This window comes from Dermabacter sp. HMSC08H10 (genome assembly GCF_001807585.1).
Lineage (GTDB): Bacteria > Actinomycetota > Actinomycetes > Actinomycetales > Dermabacteraceae > Dermabacter > Dermabacter hominis.
In genome coordinates this window covers 22904-40013 of the sequence record NZ_KV789412.1, presented here as the reverse complement: position 1 = coordinate 40013, position 17110 = coordinate 22904, and the positions used below count along the sequence as shown (strand labels likewise).

Annotated in this window: 20 protein-coding genes; 15 read left to right on the top strand and 5 right to left on the bottom strand. The window is 62.7% G+C overall.

Features of this window, described 5'->3' with window-relative positions:
* Positions 1–72 precede the first annotated feature (72 nt).
* The 3 genes from mscL to HMPREF3176_RS00190 all read right to left on the bottom strand — a co-directional run bounded on the left by mscL (position 73) and on the right by HMPREF3176_RS00190 (position 1941).
* On the bottom strand, positions 73–471 hold the full coding sequence (gene mscL / locus HMPREF3176_RS00200; RefSeq protein WP_016664342.1) for a large conductance mechanosensitive channel protein MscL: 399 nt from the start codon (positions 469–471) through the stop codon (positions 73–75).
* A gap of 70 nt (positions 472–541) precedes the next feature.
* Positions 542–1219 (bottom strand): SAF domain-containing protein, encoded by a 678-nt coding sequence (locus tag HMPREF3176_RS00195; RefSeq protein ID WP_016664343.1) that lies wholly within the window; start codon positions 1217–1219, stop codon positions 542–544.
* Between the two features lie 98 nt (positions 1220–1317).
* A complete protein-coding gene (locus HMPREF3176_RS00190) occupies positions 1318–1941 on the bottom strand; it encodes a 5-formyltetrahydrofolate cyclo-ligase (RefSeq protein ID WP_081976464.1) in 624 nt (207 codons plus the stop codon).
* Positions 1942–2031: 90 nt separating this feature from the next.
* Here HMPREF3176_RS00190 and HMPREF3176_RS00185 point away from each other — a divergent pair, with 90 nt between their 5' ends.
* The 12 genes from HMPREF3176_RS00185 to HMPREF3176_RS00130 all read left to right on the top strand — a co-directional run bounded on the left by HMPREF3176_RS00185 (position 2032) and on the right by HMPREF3176_RS00130 (position 12294).
* On the top strand, positions 2032–2625 hold the full coding sequence (locus tag HMPREF3176_RS00185) for a GNAT family N-acetyltransferase (protein WP_070435345.1): 594 nt from the start codon (positions 2032–2034) through the stop codon (positions 2623–2625).
* Positions 2626–2697: 72 nt separating this feature from the next.
* On the top strand, positions 2698–3582 hold the full coding sequence (locus HMPREF3176_RS00180; RefSeq protein ID WP_052126869.1) for a hypothetical protein: 885 nt from the start codon (positions 2698–2700) through the stop codon (positions 3580–3582).
* 47 nt (positions 3583–3629) lie between these two features.
* Positions 3630–4823: an alanine racemase gene (locus HMPREF3176_RS00175; RefSeq protein WP_070457278.1), complete on the top strand. Its 1194-nt coding sequence runs from the start codon at positions 3630–3632 to the stop codon at positions 4821–4823.
* 29 nt (positions 4824–4852) lie between these two features.
* Positions 4853–6181, top strand: a complete 1329-nt coding sequence (locus tag HMPREF3176_RS00170) for a D-arabinono-1,4-lactone oxidase (protein ID WP_070457276.1) — start codon at positions 4853–4855, stop codon at positions 6179–6181.
* Positions 6182–6185: 4 nt separating this feature from the next.
* Positions 6186–6986, top strand: a complete 801-nt coding sequence (gene modA, locus HMPREF3176_RS00165) for a molybdate ABC transporter substrate-binding protein (protein WP_070457274.1) — start codon at positions 6186–6188, stop codon at positions 6984–6986.
* A 118-nt stretch (positions 6987–7104) separates the two neighbouring features.
* Positions 7105–7902 carry a molybdate ABC transporter substrate-binding protein gene (gene modA, locus HMPREF3176_RS00160; RefSeq protein ID WP_052127014.1) on the top strand — a complete coding sequence of 266 codons (798 nt, stop codon included), beginning with the start codon at positions 7105–7107 and terminating at the stop codon, positions 7900–7902.
* 32 nt (positions 7903–7934) lie between these two features.
* On the top strand, positions 7935–8711 hold the full coding sequence (gene modB, locus HMPREF3176_RS00155) for a molybdate ABC transporter permease subunit (protein WP_016664351.1): 777 nt from the start codon (positions 7935–7937) through the stop codon (positions 8709–8711).
* Positions 8708–9727 carry a sulfate/molybdate ABC transporter ATP-binding protein gene (locus HMPREF3176_RS00150; protein WP_070457272.1) on the top strand — a complete coding sequence of 340 codons (1020 nt, stop codon included), beginning with the start codon at positions 8708–8710 and terminating at the stop codon, positions 9725–9727. The genes modB and HMPREF3176_RS00150 overlap by 4 nt, the downstream gene beginning before the upstream one ends.
* A 71-nt stretch (positions 9728–9798) precedes the next feature.
* A complete protein-coding gene (locus HMPREF3176_RS00145; RefSeq protein ID WP_070457270.1) occupies positions 9799–10701 on the top strand; it encodes an inositol monophosphatase family protein in 903 nt (300 codons plus the stop codon).
* A complete protein-coding gene (locus HMPREF3176_RS00140; protein ID WP_070457268.1) occupies positions 10694–11182 on the top strand; it encodes a DUF4870 domain-containing protein in 489 nt (162 codons plus the stop codon). The genes HMPREF3176_RS00145 and HMPREF3176_RS00140 overlap by 8 nt, the downstream gene beginning before the upstream one ends.
* Positions 11179–11787, top strand: a complete 609-nt coding sequence (locus HMPREF3176_RS00135; RefSeq protein ID WP_070457266.1) for a LysR family transcriptional regulator substrate-binding protein — start codon at positions 11179–11181, stop codon at positions 11785–11787. Before HMPREF3176_RS00140 ends, HMPREF3176_RS00135 begins: the two co-directional genes overlap by 4 nt.
* A 39-nt stretch (positions 11788–11826) precedes the next feature.
* Positions 11827–12294, top strand: a complete 468-nt coding sequence (locus HMPREF3176_RS00130; protein ID WP_070435351.1) for an S-ribosylhomocysteine lyase — start codon at positions 11827–11829, stop codon at positions 12292–12294.
* Positions 12295–12304: 10 nt separating this feature from the next.
* Here the strand turns inward: HMPREF3176_RS00130 and HMPREF3176_RS00125 are convergent, their stop codons facing one another.
* Positions 12305–13894: a dolichyl-phosphate-mannose--protein mannosyltransferase gene (locus HMPREF3176_RS00125; protein ID WP_070457264.1), complete on the bottom strand. Its 1590-nt coding sequence runs from the start codon at positions 13892–13894 to the stop codon at positions 12305–12307.
* Between the two features lie 37 nt (positions 13895–13931).
* Between HMPREF3176_RS00125 and rsmI the strand changes: the two genes are divergently transcribed.
* A complete protein-coding gene (gene rsmI, locus HMPREF3176_RS00120; protein ID WP_083286135.1) occupies positions 13932–14801 on the top strand; it encodes a 16S rRNA (cytidine(1402)-2'-O)-methyltransferase in 870 nt (289 codons plus the stop codon).
* Positions 14802–14864: 63 nt separating this feature from the next.
* On the opposite strand, the gene rpmF is transcribed toward rsmI, so the two are convergent.
* Positions 14865–15035 carry a 50S ribosomal protein L32 gene (gene rpmF / locus HMPREF3176_RS00115; protein ID WP_016664359.1) on the bottom strand — a complete coding sequence of 57 codons (171 nt, stop codon included), beginning with the start codon at positions 15033–15035 and terminating at the stop codon, positions 14865–14867.
* Positions 15036–15248: 213 nt separating this feature from the next.
* Here rpmF and HMPREF3176_RS00110 point away from each other — a divergent pair, with 213 nt between their 5' ends.
* Together HMPREF3176_RS00110 and rsmA are read left to right on the top strand one after the other, a co-directional pair.
* Positions 15249–16211 carry a TatD family hydrolase gene (locus tag HMPREF3176_RS00110; RefSeq protein WP_016664360.1) on the top strand — a complete coding sequence of 321 codons (963 nt, stop codon included), beginning with the start codon at positions 15249–15251 and terminating at the stop codon, positions 16209–16211.
* Positions 16208–17107 (top strand): 16S rRNA (adenine(1518)-N(6)/adenine(1519)-N(6))-dimethyltransferase RsmA, encoded by a 900-nt coding sequence (gene rsmA, locus HMPREF3176_RS00105; RefSeq protein WP_070457262.1) that lies wholly within the window; start codon positions 16208–16210, stop codon positions 17105–17107. The genes HMPREF3176_RS00110 and rsmA overlap by 4 nt, the downstream gene beginning before the upstream one ends.
* Positions 17108–17110: the final 3 nt, after the last annotated feature.

Sequence of the window (17110 nt, the reverse complement as noted above, 5' to 3'; positions counted from 1 at the left end):
GGCGCAGGCGAACCTCACGGTTTCGCCTGCGCCGCCGGGGCGTGAGATCAACTCGCACATGCGAGTTAAGGCTTACTTGGTGTTCTGCGCCTTGAGAAGGTCGCGGATGTCGGTGAGAAGGTCGATGTCGGTGAGTTCCGTGACCTCCTCCGTGATGCCGCGGCGCTTCTTGTCGAGTTCACGCGCCTTGTTGACGGGCAGCACGAAGACGAAGTACACGACTGCCGCGGTGATGAGGAAGGAGATGACCGCGGAGATAATTGCGCCAAAGTCGAGGGTGGTCGCCTTGTTGTCCGCGATGATGCGGTAGGCGAAGCCATCAACGTTTGCGCCACCGAAAACGGCGACGACGGGCTGAATGAGGTGATCGACGAAAGCCTTGATGAGGGCGGTGAATGCACCGCCGATGACAACGCCGACCGCGAGGTCGAGAACGTTGCCCTTCATGATGAATTCCTTGAATCCGTTCACGGCCGTTCCTTTCGATAAGGGTATTCGGAGCAGATCCGGCGATAGCCGGCTTAAGTCTTCGAAAGACAAACTAGCGGACAACGGCGACAAACGGGGGAGTAGCGGATGTGCAATGCGCAATAGTTGAAATGTGCGCACGATCGATTTCGACCGTGGCCGTGGGGGAGCCGGAGGCCGCGAACATCGTCCCAGAGCTATCCGCGGAGCCATGAGATTCGCGCAAAACGGCGCGGACCTCGCTGAGAGTAGCGGGACGGTCTGCATCTATCGACGACGAGAGGCGTTCGCACACGAGCCTCAGCTGAGTTCCCGCCTCGGCCCCCTCAATGACACTTCCTGGCGCGATCGGGATCGACACGAGAGCGTGCTCGGGGTCGAGTGAGGGAGCGGCCTCGCGTAGATTCTCGCGAAGAACCAGGTCGCCTTGGTTGATGGCGCCTGCCGTGCTTTCGCCTACGAGCTCGTGTGGCTGCCGTGACGCACCGGCGGGGATGAGATCGGGCCTCACCATCACCGTCGTGAGGTCGCTGTCGTCGAGAGTCTCACCAGCGGCGATCGCGTGGGCAGCGACAACGACCGGGGTCCCCGGAAGCACGTGCGCAGCGAGTGGCGGGGCGCTGAGACTCACGAATCCGGCGATGGCGACGAGGGCCAGCAGCGCCCTGTTCTTCCGTATTGCGCGCCTCACGTGTGGGGCCGCGGTGGCGAGCGCGCGCCGAGCCCGCTCGAGCGATGAATGTTCTCCCATGTGCCCCACGCTAAAGCCGGATCTCGGCGCGTGGGGCGCCTAGAGCCGAGGTGGGGAAGGCAGGGCGATGTGGAGCGCGTACCGCTGTGAGGGCGGCGCTAGACAGGAGGGCTAAGGATCTCGAGTCCGGCCTCGGTGAGAACCTCGGGGATCGGAACATCGTGTTCTTCGCGGGGCAGCGAGCCGGCATCAAGAAGCTCGGTTTCGTGGATCAAGGTGAGTACGCGGGTTTCTGGACGGGCATACGCGAGGGCCCGGTCATAGTAGCCCTTGCCGTGTCCGAGGCGTGTGCCGGATCGGTCAACCGCGACCGCGGGCGTAATGATGAGGTCGGCGTCGGCCAGGCCCGCGGTTCCGAAGGACGTGCCCGTCGGCTCAGAACCAAACTTCGCGCCGTCGGAGGGGACGAGCGATTCCTCCCCGTCCCACGCGCGCCAGCCCAGGAGCTCTCCCTCGAACGTGGGCAGGATGACCGTGTGGCCCTCGCGCGCTTTGCGGCGAAGCCAGGCGAGGGCGCTCGCTTCGGCTGGCACGGGGCTGTAGCCGGCGATGACGAGGCAGCGGCCGCGGGCGCTGATCCACGGGTCAATGTGCTCCTCTAGTTGCGCTCGGATGCGTGCGGAGCTCTCTCGGGCTACCGCGGCTACGTAGGTTTCGCGGCGAGCGCGGAGGATCTCACGGCGGAGCTCGCGCTTCGTTGCGGGCATAAGGGATTCGTTCATGGGCCCATCGTGTCACGAGGACCGTCGTTTTAGCTGCGCGGCGATCCGCCGGTACGGCCGAACAAGCTCTTGGGCGCTAGGCTTCGCTTCATGAGACTCCGTGATGCCCCGCTCACGCTCCGGCCTTTCGTCCGCCGTGATCGCAAAGCGTACGTGCGCGCGCGTGAGCGCAGCGCTCAATGGCTCGAGCGGTGGGAAGCGCGCGATCCTTCGTGGGGCGATGGGGGCGATGGCGAGCCCTATCCTTCCTACGGGGCACAGTTCACCGCTCTGAGGCGTCAGGGCCGCGAGATTCCGTGGTCATCGCTTGGGGTTTTTCACGAGCGAACCTTCGTGGGGCACATCGGATTTTCGCCGATCGTGTTCGGGTCAATATCGACCGCACACGCGGGGTATTGGGTGAGTCCCGAGTGGGCGGGGCGCGGGATTGCGCCGCGTGCCCTCGCTCTCGCGCTCGAAGAAGTCCTCATTGGGGAGGGGCTTCACCGCGTCGAAGTCCTTGTGCGACCCGCGAACTCTGCTTCCCTCCGAGTCGTCGACAAACTGGGGTTGCGGGAAGAGGGCATTCGCGAGCGCAGTATCTACGTCGCGGGGGCGTGGCGTGATCATCGCGTATTTGCGATCACCAGCGAGGAGATCCCCGCCAGGGGCCTTTTGCTCGATCGGGTCCCACCCGTGCGGTGAGGTGCGCCCTACGGGCGCGACACGCGGGCGAATGTGCGAGGTGGGGGCGGGAGGAGTCCTTACGATCGAGGGGTGGACAGCTTTAATCTCGGTGCGGTGCTGATCGCCCTCCTCGTAGGCGTGTGGCTCCTGTATGCCGTCCCCAAAACCGCTGACCGTCGGTACACCCTGGGGGAGGCGGAAAAAGTCGCTCAGCAGCGCCACTCCGAGAGCGCCAGGGACGTCACCGACGCCTGCCGCACCTACTCTTCTTTTTCACATGAGGTGACCGAAATGCCCGAGAACCGCAGCCTTCTCCGCCCCGCGGATCCAACATCCCGCCCGCGTTTTGGTGTAGAGGAACGCACGGATCTCGTGCACGACCGAGCGCCGCGTTCGGCCCTCAATACCGCGCTCACCGCGCTTCTCGTTCTCCTCGTCGCCGCAACTCTCGTCAGCATCGTCACGACGTCGCTTTCGCTCACCAGCATTTGGCTTCCGCTAGGGGCGGTGGCCGCGCTCGGCCTGTACCTCGTCGCGTTGCGCACCACGCGCTCACTGCGCTCGAATCACGCTCGGGCCGAGGCTAACGAGACCGAAGAAGCATCCTTTGAGGAGAGCGACGCCGAGGGCGAAAAGTGCGCCACCCCCGACGCCGGCCACGACGACATCGCGCAAACGTCGGCCGTTGAGACCGCGCGCCCGAGCGAGATGAGCCCGGCCGAGCGCCACGAAGCCTTCTTGCGTCAGGTGCTCGAGGCCCGTGAAGCCGGGGCAGGCAAGGCTCTCGCCGATGAACGCTTCGCTTCGCGCGTGAGCTTCCGCTACGGCGCGCTTTCGACCGGAAGCGCCCTCGAGGCCGCCGATGTCGAAGAGCGTGAAGCCGAGGCCGAACAGGGTGCCTACCACGCCTCTCACGCCCAGGTAATCGGATCTGGGCTCACCGTCGACGACGTCATGCGCCGCCGCCGCGCCTAAGGCTTGCGGGCCCGAGGATCGTGGGAGGGGATTCGGCGCGACCGAGCATGAGCGACATCGCCCGTTATGAGCGTGCCCTGGCGGCAGCCCGCATAGCTCGGCGCCCAGTGGCTGTCCTGGACCTCGAGCGTTTCGACGCCAACACCAGGGCGCTTGCAAAACGCGCAGGATCCACCCCCATTCGCGTCGCAACCAAGTCTTTGCGTGTGCCTTTCTTGATTGAGCGGGCCGAACGCGCGTTCGCAGGCGGGCTCCTCGCCTTTAGTCTTGCAGAGGCCCTCGATCTCGTCGACCAGGGATTCAGCGACGTTCTTGTCGCCTATCCCACCGCGGATCGCGAGGCGCTCGAGCGTCTCGTTGCGAGCGAGCACGCTCTTGCAGCGGTCACACTCATGGTTGACTCGCTCGCCCACGCCGACCTGATCGAGGCTTCGCGCCGGTCCGCACGCGGGCCCTCTACTCCCGTGCGCGTATGCCTCGAGCTCGATTGTGCCTACGCCCCGCTGCGTGGGGTCCATCTCGGGGCGCTACGCTCACCGTTGTTCACGCCCGAGCAGATCGGCGAGTGTGCGCGCGCCCTCACCTCCTATCCGGGTATCACGCTCGTCGGGGTGATGGGGTACGAGTCGCAAATCGCGGGAACACCCAACCGGGGGATCTCCCCGATGCGGCTGCTCACGCGCGGAATGCAGGCGCTTAGCGCGCGAGAGGTGGCGGCGCGGCGAGGCGAGGCCGTCAAGCGTGTACGTGAGGTGAGCGATCTCGAATTCGTGAATGGTGGAGGCACCGGAAGTATCGAGTCGACATGTGCCGATCCAAGCGTGACGGAGGTTGCTGCGGGCTCGGGCCTGATCGGGCCGGCCAGCTTCGATCACTTCGTAGGGTTTCGCCCCGAACCGGCGCTTGTCGTCGGGTTCCCGGTCGTGCGGCGCCCGGCGCGTAACGTCGCGACGATCCTTGGTGGCGGCTGGGTCGCGAGCGGTCCTCCCGGAATCGATAGATTGCCACGCGTCGTCCATCCTCGCTCACTTGGCTATGTAGGGCTCGAAGGCGCGGGCGAGGTCCAGACCCCGCTGCGGGGGCGTGCGGCCGAGCGTTTGCAGGTGGGAGACACCGTCTGGGTGCGGCATGCGAAGGCCGGCGAAGTTGCGGAGCATGTCGACACCTATGCCGTCGTGAGCGAGGATAGCGTCGTGGATATCGTCCCCACTTATCGTGGAAGCGGACGCGCGTATATTTAGGCTTCTGATCGTGAGGGGAAGGCTGGGGCATGGCAAAGGTCGCTTTGGGCTCGGCGCGCGAGATTCGCGCGAACTGGTCGAAGAACGTTGAGTTTGCGCCTACTCAGGTTGTGCATCCGCGTAGTGAGCGGGAGATCGTGCACCACATCGCGCGCGCAACCGCCCACGGAATCGGCATTCGAGCGATAGGGGCAGGGCACTCGTTTTCTGCAATCGCGAAGCCTGAGGGAGCTCTGCTCACCCTTGATCACTATCGCGGTCTCGTGCACCTCGACAGCGACACCGGGGAGGTGACGCTCCGCGCCGGTACGCGGCTGTGGGAGATTGGGCCCATGCTCGCCCGGCACGACCGTGCGCTCGAGGTGATGGGGGATGTCGACCGCCAGTCGATTGCAGGCGCGATCAGCACTGGTACCCACGGGACGGGTGGGCGCTTTACGGGGGTCTCAGGGCTCGTGACGGGCCTCAAGATCATGCTCGCCAATGGCGATTGCGTGTGGGCAGATCGCGAACACAATGTGAAGCTCTTTGAGGCCGCTCGACTCGGCCTCGGCGCGCTCGGCATCATCGTCGAGGTCAAGCTCCGCACCATCCCGCTGTACAAGCTCCATCGCCGCGAGTATTCGGCGCCGCTTGACGAGACCGTGGCAACGTTCCTCGAGACGAGCATGGTGCAAGACCATCAGGAGTTTTTCTTCGTTCCCGGGGGAGAGCGCGCAATTGTGCGCGAACTGAATCACGTTCCTGCCCAGTCGGCGAATCGAGGAATGGGCCGCGTACGCACGTACCTTGACAGTGAAATTGTGGGCAACGGTGCGTTCGCTCTTGCCAACCGCCTCGTTCAGGCTGTGCCTTCGACAAAAGGTCCGCTCTCACGCGCGGTCTCGTCTCTCATGCCCGCTGCGGAAGCTGTCGGTCTTCCTCACCAGCTCTATGTGGCCTCTCGCCGCACCCGGTTTCGCGAGTGCGAGTTAGCGGTTCCAGCGAGCCGCTTCGAGGAGGCCTTTGAAGCGCTGACGCGGGCACTCGAAGGGAAAACGCGCTCGCTCATTTTCCCGCTCGAGGTTCGCCGCGCCGCCGCCGACGATGTGTGGCTTTCGACGGCTCATGGCCGCGATACCGTGTACATCGCGGCCCATAACCCCTTGCACGCTGCGAGCGACGACTACCTGCATCTCGTGCACGATACGCTCGTCGAGTTCGAGGGGCGCCCGCACTGGGGAAAAATGCATTGGCTTCGGGAGACTGAACTGCGCGAGCTGTACCCGAACTTTGAACACTTCGTTTCCGTGAGGAACGAACTGGACCCCGATAGACTTTTCTCCACCCCCTATCTCGATTCCCTTCTTGGAGGATGACGCGATGAAGCGCATGGCAAGCGCTCTGGCCGCAGCAACGCTCGTTGTCGTGTCACTCGTAGGGTGCGGTGGCAGTGACGAAAGGACGGGCTCACACGCTTCGCCAGCTCGCACGAAACTCACGGTTTTCGCGGCACCCTCGCTTGAGGACGCTTTCGGGAACCTCGAAAAGGATTTTGAAGCGGCAAACCCGGGTATTGATGTTGTCTTCACCTATGCCGAGTCGAAGGATCTCGTCACGCAGATGAGTGAAGGTGCCCAAGCGGATGTATTCGCGCCAGCTTCGACCACGTGGATGAACCAGGCGGAGGACAAGGGGCTCGTGCCGAAGTATTCGTCCGAGGTTTTTGCGCTTGACACACTTGAGCTCGCCGTCGCGAAAGGGAATCCGAAGAACAACGAAGACCTCGAGGATCTCGCGGCGCGCCCCGAACTTGTCGCTGTGCGGTGCGCGAGCGCGGTTCCGTGCGGTGAGGCCACGGATAGGCTCGTGAGGAACGCTTTTCTCGACGACCTCCGTTTTGATACAGAGGAGCAATCCTCCAGGGATGCTCTCGGGCTTCTGAAGGCGGGGGAGGCCGATGCCGCCATCGTTTATGAAAGCGACGTCGCTTCCGCTGAAGACACGGTTGACGGAGTTGACCTCGCGGGTGCGCAGCTTCATTCGAACACGTATGAAATTGCGGTGACGAAGGACGCGAAGGAAAGCACTCGAAGCGAGGCCGCGCAGAAGTACGTTGACCTTGTCCTCAGCCACGAGGGGCAAATGACGATCGTTGATGCTGGCTTTCGACCCGTGAAGTGAGTGCTGTGTACCTCGCCTACCGCTCCTTAGAAGATTGTGCAGTCGAGAGTAATGAGCTCGACTCAGATAGCCTGTTCCCTACTCCTATTTTCGATTTCCTTCATGGAGGATGGATTCGATGAAACGAATGGCAGGTGCTGGAGCTGCAGCGATGCTCGCTGCGGCGTCGCTCGCAGGTTGTGGAAGTACCAACGAAGGTGCGACATCCGACGCTTCACCAGGTCGCACGAAGGTCACGGTTTTTGCCGCTGCCTCGCTCAAGAACACCTTCGAGAGCTTCGAGAAGGAGTTCGAGGCTAAGAACCCGGATATCGATGTTGTCTTTACGTTTGCCGGATCGCAGGATCTGGTTACTCAAATGGATGGTGGCGCTCCCGCAGATGTTTTTGCCTCTGCTTCAAAGAAGTGGATGGATACGGCGGAGTCAAAGAATCTAGTGTCCTCGTCTCCTCGCATCTTTGCCCGTAATTCCCTCGAAATCGCTGTCGCGGAGGGTAACCCGAAGAAGGTTACAGGGCTCGATGACCTTGCATCTCGGCCCGAGCTCGTGGTCGTGAGGTGTGCGAGTGAGGTGCCGTGTGGTGCCCTCACGGATAAGGTGCTCATGGCTGCTGGGGACCCCAAGATCGATTTTGATACCGAGCAGAATTCGGTGACCGACACTCTGGGACTCGTGAAGGCTGGCGAAGCCGATGTTGCGTTTGTGTACGAGACAGATGTTGCGTCCGCGCCTGAAAAAGTAGACGGACTTGAAATCCCCGAGGCCGAATCGCTCGCAAATGAATACCCCATCGCTGTGACGGTTGAAGCCCAAAAAGCGAAGCGAAGCGAGGCTGCGCAGAAATTTGTGGACTACGTCCTTGGTGACGATGGCCAAAAGGCACTAGCGGAAGCTGGTTTCCAAAAGGGAGAGTGAGCCCGGTGCGTCGTGAGAGTGCGAGAACCCCGATGCTCGTTGGGCTTCTTGCCGTGATGGCGGGTCTGAGCATTGTTTTTCCGATCGTGGCGCTTGCCCTGGGGACGCCTTGGGGCAGCCTTGCCGATCTCGCTGCAGGTCCCGAAAATCGCTCGGCGGCAGTCCTCTCGCTTGTGACGGCGACGCTCGCGTGCCTCATATCGACAACTTTTGGGCTCGCGCTTGCGCTCAAGCTTGCTCGTTCTTCCGGTCCGCTCACAGTGCTCTTGCGTGCACTTGTGCTCGTGCCTCTTGTTCTGCCTCCCGTGGTATCAGGAATTGCCCTTTTGCTCGCTTACGGGCGCCAGAGTCTTCTCGCTCCGCTTTTAGAGAGTGCCGGCATCCGAGTTGTCTTCACGACGAGCGCCGTCGTCATAGCGCAGGTGTTTGTTTCGCTCCCGTTTGTAGTACTCACCCTCGAAAGTGCGTTTCGCGCTAGTGGGTTTGCTGAGGAGCGTGCAGCGGCGAGCCTAGGTGCTCGGCCGATGCGCGTGTTTCGTACCGTTACCGTTCCGCGCTTCGCACCGTCGATTCTTATCGCTGCGACTTTGGCCCTCGCGCGCTCCCTCGGTGAATTTGGGGCGACGCTAACGTTTGCGGGGTCGCTCGCCGGCTTGACGCGCACGCTCCCGCTGCAGATCTATCTTGCCCGTGAGGGAGACATTGCCGATGCCGTGGGCCTTTCGATAATCCTCGTCATTTTTTCACTCGTGGTCGTTTCAATTGCCTATGCCCGTGGACCGCTTCAACGTGAGGCGGATGCTCGATGAGTCTAGATCTCGCGGTTCGTATTCCCGGCCGCGCTGTTGATGCTTGCATCCGTATCGATGCCGGTGAGCACGTTGCTCTCGTGGGTCCGAATGGGGCGGGAAAGTCCACGATGCTTGAGGCGCTCGCTGGGCATCTTGCCGCTCCGCGCGATGGAGAAATTCGCTTAGCGATTGATGGTGAGGATTTCAGCCGAACACCGCTTCACAAGAGAGGTTTTGCCTATCTCTCTCAAACAGCGCATCTCTTCAATCACATGAGCGTTCTTGACAATATCGCTTACGGTCTTGTGAGTGCAGGGATGAAACGGCGCGAGGCCCGCGAAGTAGCCGGTGAACTTGCGGTGAAGGTGGGTCTTGAGGGGTTTGAGGATCGGCGACCTCGCACGCTTTCGGGAGGTCAAGCGCAAAAATGTGCGCTCGCGCGGGCTCTTGCGGTTGAACCACGTGTGCTGCTCCTGGATGAGCCGCTCGCGGCTCTCGACGTTCGCGCCGCAAGGGAAATGAGAGGTCTCGTGGCTGACCTCACGCAAACGCGGACTCTTGTGTGCGTGACCCATGATGTTCTTGATCTTCTCGCGTGGGCGGATCGAGTGTGTGTGCTCGAGGATGGCCACGTAACCGAAGAGTGCAGTGCCGACGATGCCCTTTCATTTCCGAGATCCGAGTTTCTCGCGGAACTCGCGGGACTCAAATGGGTTGACGGCGAGATGCGAGAGCGCGGAGTTTTCGTAACGAGCGGCGGAGTTCCGCTTGCAACGATGGGGGAGTGTGGGCTGGGCCCCGGGCGTGCCTTGATCGACCCTCGCGCGCTGCGCTTACGTGTGGGAGACCACGCCGACGGTACCGGAGCAGGACGCATTCGCGGTATTTCTCGAATCGGCCCTTGCCCCGTGGCGTATTTCGAAGATGTCCCCGTCGAGCTGAGTATGTTGAGCAGCGCGCGCGGCACAGTCGCGGAGGGGCGTGTCGCAACGATTGAACAAACGGGGCTCGTCAAGGTTGAGCGTCGACGCTGAGATCGTTGGTAGGGCCTGGTCATTGATGCCCGCTTCCAGGTTGACGATTGTCTTCGTGATGGAATGGAGGCGTGATCACGAATTCTTTCGCCACTGCAAGGAATGTAACTGAGCTCGCGGGGCTTATTGCATTTGCGCGTGAGGCTGCCGCGGCAGCCGCGAGCTACCTCGCTGAGGTTGGCGGAGGTCCCGTGGAGCGCGAATACAAGGCGAATGCTCACGATATTGTGACCGCTCACGATCGCGCGTGCGAGGACCGCATTCGCGAGGTACTCCTCGCGAACTGCCCGGATGCCCGAATCGTGGGTGAAGAGGGCGGAACCCGCGAGGGCACGAGTGCCGTCACGTTTTACGTTGACCCTATTGACGGCACCTCGAACTTTGCGACCGGCAATCCGCTGTACGCCATCTCGATTGGCGTGGCGGTCGAGGATGTGCTCGTGGGCGGTGTTGTGAATGCACCTGCCCTCGGCATGGAGTTTTGGGCCGATGACACTGCCGCGTACCTGGGAACAAAGCGACTTGGCCCCAATCCCGAACGAGCACTCGCGGATGCACTTGTTCTCACGGGATTCCCGGGACTTCGCGATCTTTGCGAGGATCGATCGTTCGCCGAACGCGAGAGGCTCGCCTTGCTCGAAAGCGCGGGGGCAGTGCGAAACCTTGGCTCGGCGGCGCTCGAACTGTGCTTCGTGGCCGCGGGGTGGGCGGATGCCACGACCCTCACGAGCATTAATCCGTGGGATATCGCTGCTGGCTTCCATATCATTGAGAAAGCTGGCGGGAGTATTCGCACGTGGACGTGCAGCCCGGGTGACGTCGACGGAGCGGAGGCGATCCCACCTCAGGAATGCCCGGCGTATGTCGCCTGTACGAGTGCGAAGCGCTACGAGGAGCTCGATTCCCTGCTTGAGCGCGTCCACGCTTCTCGATGTGAACGATCCCTACGTAATGAAGGAGCCCACCATGAGTGACCAACCATCGAATCCATACGGCTTTAGCAATCCCACGTCCGGCAGCCAGGGCACCGGTGCACCCGGCTTTAGCGGCCCTGCCGGCCCCGGTGGCGTGACAAGCGATGAGCGCACCTGGGCCATCCTCGCTCACCTCAGCACGCTCGTTGCGACCCTGGTCTCGGCCGGCTGGCTCGGGTGGGTCGGGCCGCTCGTGATCTACCTGATCTATCGTGACAAGAGCCCCTTCGTCCGCAACGCTTCCGCGGGTGCGCTGAACTTCGCGATCAACCTTTTCGTTTACAGCCTCATCGCGTGGTTCTTCGTCTTTCTGGGGACCTTCCTCTCGTTCCTTCTCGTCCCGCTCGTCTTCATCCTGATCGCTGCGATCATTGGCCTGGCGATTCTGGTAGCGACGATCGTGATACCGATTATTGCCGCGTTGAAGGCGAACAACGGCGAGGCATACACGTATCCCTTTACGGTTGCGATCATCAAGTGAAGCTCGCTGAAAGCGCGCCGCGTGCTGCGGGCGGCGCGCTTCGCGTGGGGTTTATTCCCGGGGTCGAGCCCGACGTCTTCGCGCGGCGCTGGCACAGCGATCCCAAGCGACCAGAATTGCAGCTGGTCCCGCTCGATGACCGCGCCCCCGAGGAAGCGCTCGCATGCGGGGCTATCGACATGGTCTTCGCACGGCTGCCGTGGAACAGCGCCCCGCGCTCGGCAGGGCCCGTGCTCAAGCGCGAGGACATTCATGCAGTACCGCTCTGGGAAGAACGGCCCGTCGCGGTGATCGCGAAAGACAATCCGCTGAGCCTCAGCGAGGAACTCACCGAGAGCGACCTTGAGGGTGAGTATCAGTTCAGCCTCGAAGAATGCGGGGGGCCAAAAGGTGCGGTCGCGACCGTCGCCGCAGGTAATGGCTATGCCATCATGCCCATGTCCCTTGCTCGGTTGCATGCCCGCAAGGACGTCACCCACAGGCCTCTCGCCGAGCGTGAGGGAACCCGTATCGTGCTCGCGTGGCCAAAAAGTGCCGACGATGACGTGCGCCAGGAGTTTCAGGGCGTGGTACGGGGGCGCACCGCCCGTAGTTCTCGTCGATAGGATGGCACGTACGACTTCGACCTCCGAAAGGAAGACGCGATGAACGAGCGTATGAACGTTGAAAGCTTTAATCTTGACCACCGTACCGTCGCGGCACCGTACATCCGCGTCGCAGATCGCAAAGATCTCGGCGGCGTCACGCTCACGAAGTTTGATATTCGTTTCACCCAGCCGAACGTTGACGCCCTCGAAACTGAGACTGTCCATTCGCTCGAGCACATGATGGCGGAGTTCTCTCGCAACCACAGCGACGACATCCTCGATATTTCGCCCATGGGGTGCCGCACCGGCTTCTACTTGCTCATGCGCGGCGACCACACGCCCGAAAAGGTGGCACCACTCGTCGAGGCCACGCTGAACGACCTGCTAGAGGCACAAGCTGTTCCCGCGGCGAACGAGATTCAGTGCGGGTGGGGCGCCCACCATAGCCTCGAGGGCGCGAAGAGCGCGGCACAGAGCTTCCTCGAGAAGAAGAGCGAGTGGCTCCAGGTCGAAGCGGCAGCCTAAAGAGCCAGGGCTAGATCCAGGAATCAAACCACATGTGGGCGCGCCACAGGTCGTAAGGAATGACCTGGGCCGTCCACAGTGGCCACCAGAACGCCGAGGCGAGCGTCATCGTCACCACGAGTGAGGCGATCGCGAAGATTGCGATGCGGCGCCTCGTACGCGAAGCCGTGCGCGTCCCGAGCATGAGAGCGAACACGAAAACGATCGCCATGATGAGCCACGGCTCGAACACGACCGAATAGAACTGGAAGATCGTGCGGTCGAGGTACAGGAACCAGGGGAGGTAGCCTGCGATAATCCCCGAGAGGATCGCCCCGGCCGTACCGCTTCGCCGTACGATCGCGACCACGAGCGTAACGAGAAGCGCCAGTGCCCCGAACCACCAAATGAACGGGTTGCCGAGATTCGTAATGGCTGCCGAGCATTTTTCGACCTCGCAGCCCGCCTCGCCGTACGTGTAGGACTCGTAGTAGAAGCTCGTCGGGCGGAGTTGGAGGAGCCAGAGCCAAGGTTTGGCGGCATACGTGTGCGTAGAGTCGAGCCCAACGTGGAACGAGTAAGCCTCCTGGTGGTAGTGCCACAGTGACGCAAGGGCCTCGGTCACCGGGTTCGACGCGTGCCCGTTCTCCGCCGCCCAATTGCGGAAGTACCCGTCCTTCGAGGCAAACCAGCCGCTCCACGAGAGCACGTATGTCACGAGTGCGCTGCCAACGATCGCAAAGAACGCCGGAATCGCGTCGAGAGCGAAGCCTCGAAGTTTCCAGCGAGGGTCGCCGAAGCGTCGACGCGCCGCCCAGTCCCACAGCACCGTCATGATGCCGAACACCGCGACGAAATAGAGCCCCGACCACTTCACGCCGCATGCGAGGCCGAGCGAAATTCCCGCGGCGATACGCCACCAGCGCACCCCTGTGACGTGCCCGAAGCCCTCCGCAGCCCCCTCGATCCTCCCGAGCGCAACGCGAAATTGATCGCGATCCCGCAGGAGAAAGTAAAACGCGAGGAGGCAGAAGAACCCAAGAATCAGGTCGAGCAAACTCGTCCGGGAGTGAGTGAGGTGGACTCCGTCAATGGAGAGCAGGTAGGCCGCGAGAAACGCGAGCGCAGTGTTGCCGAGCAGGCGTCGGACCGTCAAAAACAGCATGAGGACGCCCAGCGTTCCCACGAGTGCCACGGAGATGCGCCAGCCCCACGGGTTGTCCGCGCCGAGGGCCCACTCTCCGAGCGCGATCACCCATTTGCCGACGGGCGGGTGCACCACGTACTGGGGATCGGGCAGGTAGGAGTCGATGTCGCCGCGCTCGAACGCAGCCTTCGAGACTTCCTTCGCCCACGCACGCTCGTTGCCCTCGCGAAGGAGCGTATAGGCATCGCGCACATAGTAGATCTCGTCAAAGATGAGGGTCTTGACGTGGCCGAGCTTATAGAGGCGCAGGGCCCCAGACCATACGACGAGGACGAGCGCGAGGATCCACGTCGTAGTGCGCTCGGTAAGTCCGAATGGCCCGCGGACCTTCCCGGTTGATGGGCGCGCCGCTCGCTTGCCCGTCCTGGGAGCCACCGAAGACCCGCCGCTTCCACTCGCACGTGTATCACTCACGAGCCCATCCTAAAGGGCCGCGCGGTAGGATCGCACGGTGGAAACCGAGAACAAAACCGTGCTCACACCGGGAACTATCGCCCTTGCCGCAACCCCCATCGGAAATCCCCTCGATGCGTCGTTCAGACTCGTCGGTGCGTTGCGAGAAGCTGATCTGATCGCTGCCGAGGATACGCGCCGCGTAAAGCGGCTGGCGAGCGAACTCGGCATCAGGCTAACGGCGCGCACACTCGCGTATCACGAACACAACGAAGTCGAGCGCACCGAGACCCTTCTTGAGGCGGCGAGAAGCGGGCAAAAGGTTTTGCTCGTCACCGATGCGGGGATGCCGGTGGTCTCCGATCCAGGTTTTCGCGCGGTCGAATCCGCTACCCGCGAAGGCATCGCCGTCGACGTGTTCCCGGGTCCTTCCGCGCCTCTCACCGCGCTTGTGCACTCGGGGATTGCTCCCGATCGCTTTGCCTTTGAAGGTTTCCTTCCGCGCACGTCGAGCAAGCGTCTGTCTGCGCTCGAGAGCCTTTCACGCGAGGCACGCACACTAATCTTCTTCGAATCTCCGCGACGCACGCGCGAATGCCTCGAGGCAATGGTCGACGTTTTCGGAGCCGAACGAGAGGCGTGCGTTGCACGCGAGCTCACGAAGACCCACGAAGAGATTATGCGGGGACCCCTTGCCGAGCTCGCCGCGTGGGCCCGTGAAACAGAGGTGCTTGGCGAGATCGCGATCGTGGTGGCGCCGGCCCCGCCTCGCGAGGAGGACCCGGCTGATCTGGCGGCACTTGTGCTCGCGCGCGCCGAGGCGGGGGAGCGGCTCAAGGACGCCGCGAAGGCCGTTGCGCGGGAACACGAGCGGGTATCTGCTCGAGAGCTCTATGACGCAGCTCTCGCGCACAAGAACAGGGCATAACCCTCTTATAGCTGAAAGGGCGCCCCACCGTGAGGTGGGGCGCCCTTTCGCGAAGTGCTGAAATCAGCCGTCGATCTCGATGAGGCCGCGCTGGTACGCCTTTGCGAGGCGGCGCGGAACCGACGCGGTACGACCGCGAACGGTAACCTTGACGAGATCGGTGGTCTCGGCCTTCCAGTTCGCGCGGCGCGAACGGGTGCGGGCCCGGGACATCTTAAACTTAGGCACTGCCATGATGCGCTCCTTGCTCGAACTGCGTGAAAAATCTGGGTGGCGCACGGGCTAGATTCCCCGGCTGGGTCCTACGGGATCGCCAAAGGGGAGTGCTCGCGCACAACAGGAATCAATCTAAGCATATTTTTGGCTTTTCCGCGCGCGCGGAGGCTTCGCGTGTGTTGGGCTTCACGGACGCGGGGTCCGACGCTTGCCCCGCACTAGGATGGCCCCATGAGCAACGCAGTGAACTCTCGTTCCGCAACCGCCGAAAGCGGCCACACTCGCGATTTGACGTGGCCGGAGGCCCCCGAGCCTCTCCCCGGCCCCGTGATTGATAACCACGCACACCTCGACTTTTCCGACGGTGAGGGGTCACACGGCATCGAAGAACATGTCGCGTGGGCAGAGCGTGCCGGGGTACGCGGCATCATCACGATTGGCTGCGACCTCGTCTCAGCACGGTGGACGGCCGACGTTTTGCGCGGCGAGCATATTCCCTCCGAGCACCGAGCGTTCGTCGCAGAGCGCTTGCGAGGGGGTGTGTCGATCCACCCGAATGATGCGGTCAATCATGTCGTAACCGGCAAGGGACGCAACGGCGAGGAACTTTGCTCTCTTGACGAGGCAATAGCGGAGATTTCCGAACTTCTCGACACTCCCGGCATGGTGACGATTGGCGAGACCGGGCTCGACTGGTTCCGCACCTCCCGCAAGAAGCCCGAACGGCGTGATGCGCAGATCCAAAGCTTTCGCATGCATATCGCGCTCGCGAAAGAAAAGGGCCTTCCCATGCAAATCCACGATCGTGACGCGCATCGCGACGTTCTCGACGTTCTCGATACCGAGGGCACCCCGGAGCGCACGGTTTTTCATTGCTTTAGCGGAGACGCGCAGTTTGCGCGCGAGGCCCTCGATCGTGGCGCGTACCTGTCCTTCTCTGGTACCTCGACCTTCAAAAACGCCGCCTATCTTCGCGAGGCGCTTGCCATTACGCCTCTCAACCGCATCATGGTGGAAACGGATGCCCCGTTCCTCACGCCTGAGCCTTTCCGCGGCCGCCCCAACTCGAGCTACCTCATTCCGCACACGATGCGCGTGATCGCTGAGGCGAAGGGCCTGAGCCTCGAGGAGGCATGTGCGGGAGTCCTCGCGACCGAGCGAGAGGTCTACGGATTCGCGGGGGCAGAGGGGTGAGCGGCACTTCGCGCGCGCTCGATAGCGGTACGCGTCTTCTGACCCCGCGCGATATTCGTGCGCTTGCCGAAGAGCGTGGGATCACACCCACGAAGAAGCGTGGGCAAAACTTCTTGCTTGATGCCAACACCGTGCGCGCGATTGTCGAACGCGCGGGCGTGAAGCGCGACGACGTCGTGCTTGAGGTCGGGCCGGGGCTCGGTTCACTCACGCTCGGTCTTCTCGATGCGGGTGCATTTGTCGGGGCAGTCGAGCTCGATGAGGCCCTTGCCGCGCTCCTGCCGTCTACCGTCGCGGCGAAGCAGCTGGAGAGCTCGCGCCTCGCGCTCGTACATGCGGATGCGCTCGCACTCACCGTGCTTCCGGTTCCGGACGGTGCACCCAGCGCTCCCACACGGCTCGTCGCGAACCTTCCCTACAACGTTGCGACCCCGATCCTCCTGACCATCCTTGAGCGCTTCGAGGTCATCACCGAGGCGCTCGTCATGGTCCAGCTCGAAGTCGCCGAGCGGATCGCCGCAAAGCCCGGCTCAAAAATCTATGGCGCGCCGAGCGCGAAGGCTGCGTGGTACGGCAGTAGCGAACTTGCAGGCCGTATCTCCAGGCGCGTGTTCTGGCCTGAGCCAAACGTCGACAGCGCACTCGTGCGAGTGCGCCGCGACCGCGTGCAGGCCGAGGGGGAGGCCCCGCGCGAAGTGGTATTCGACGTCATCGACCACGCTTTTCTCCAGCGTCGCAAAACCCTGCGGGCCGCGCTCAAGCCGTGGGCAGGAAGCGGCGAGCGCGCCGGGGCGATCCTCGAGCGCGCCGGCATCGATCCTCAGCGCCGCGGTGAAACACTTGCGATCGAGGAGTTCATCGCCATCGCCAATAGCGCGCGCGCCGAAGAGGGCTAGAGC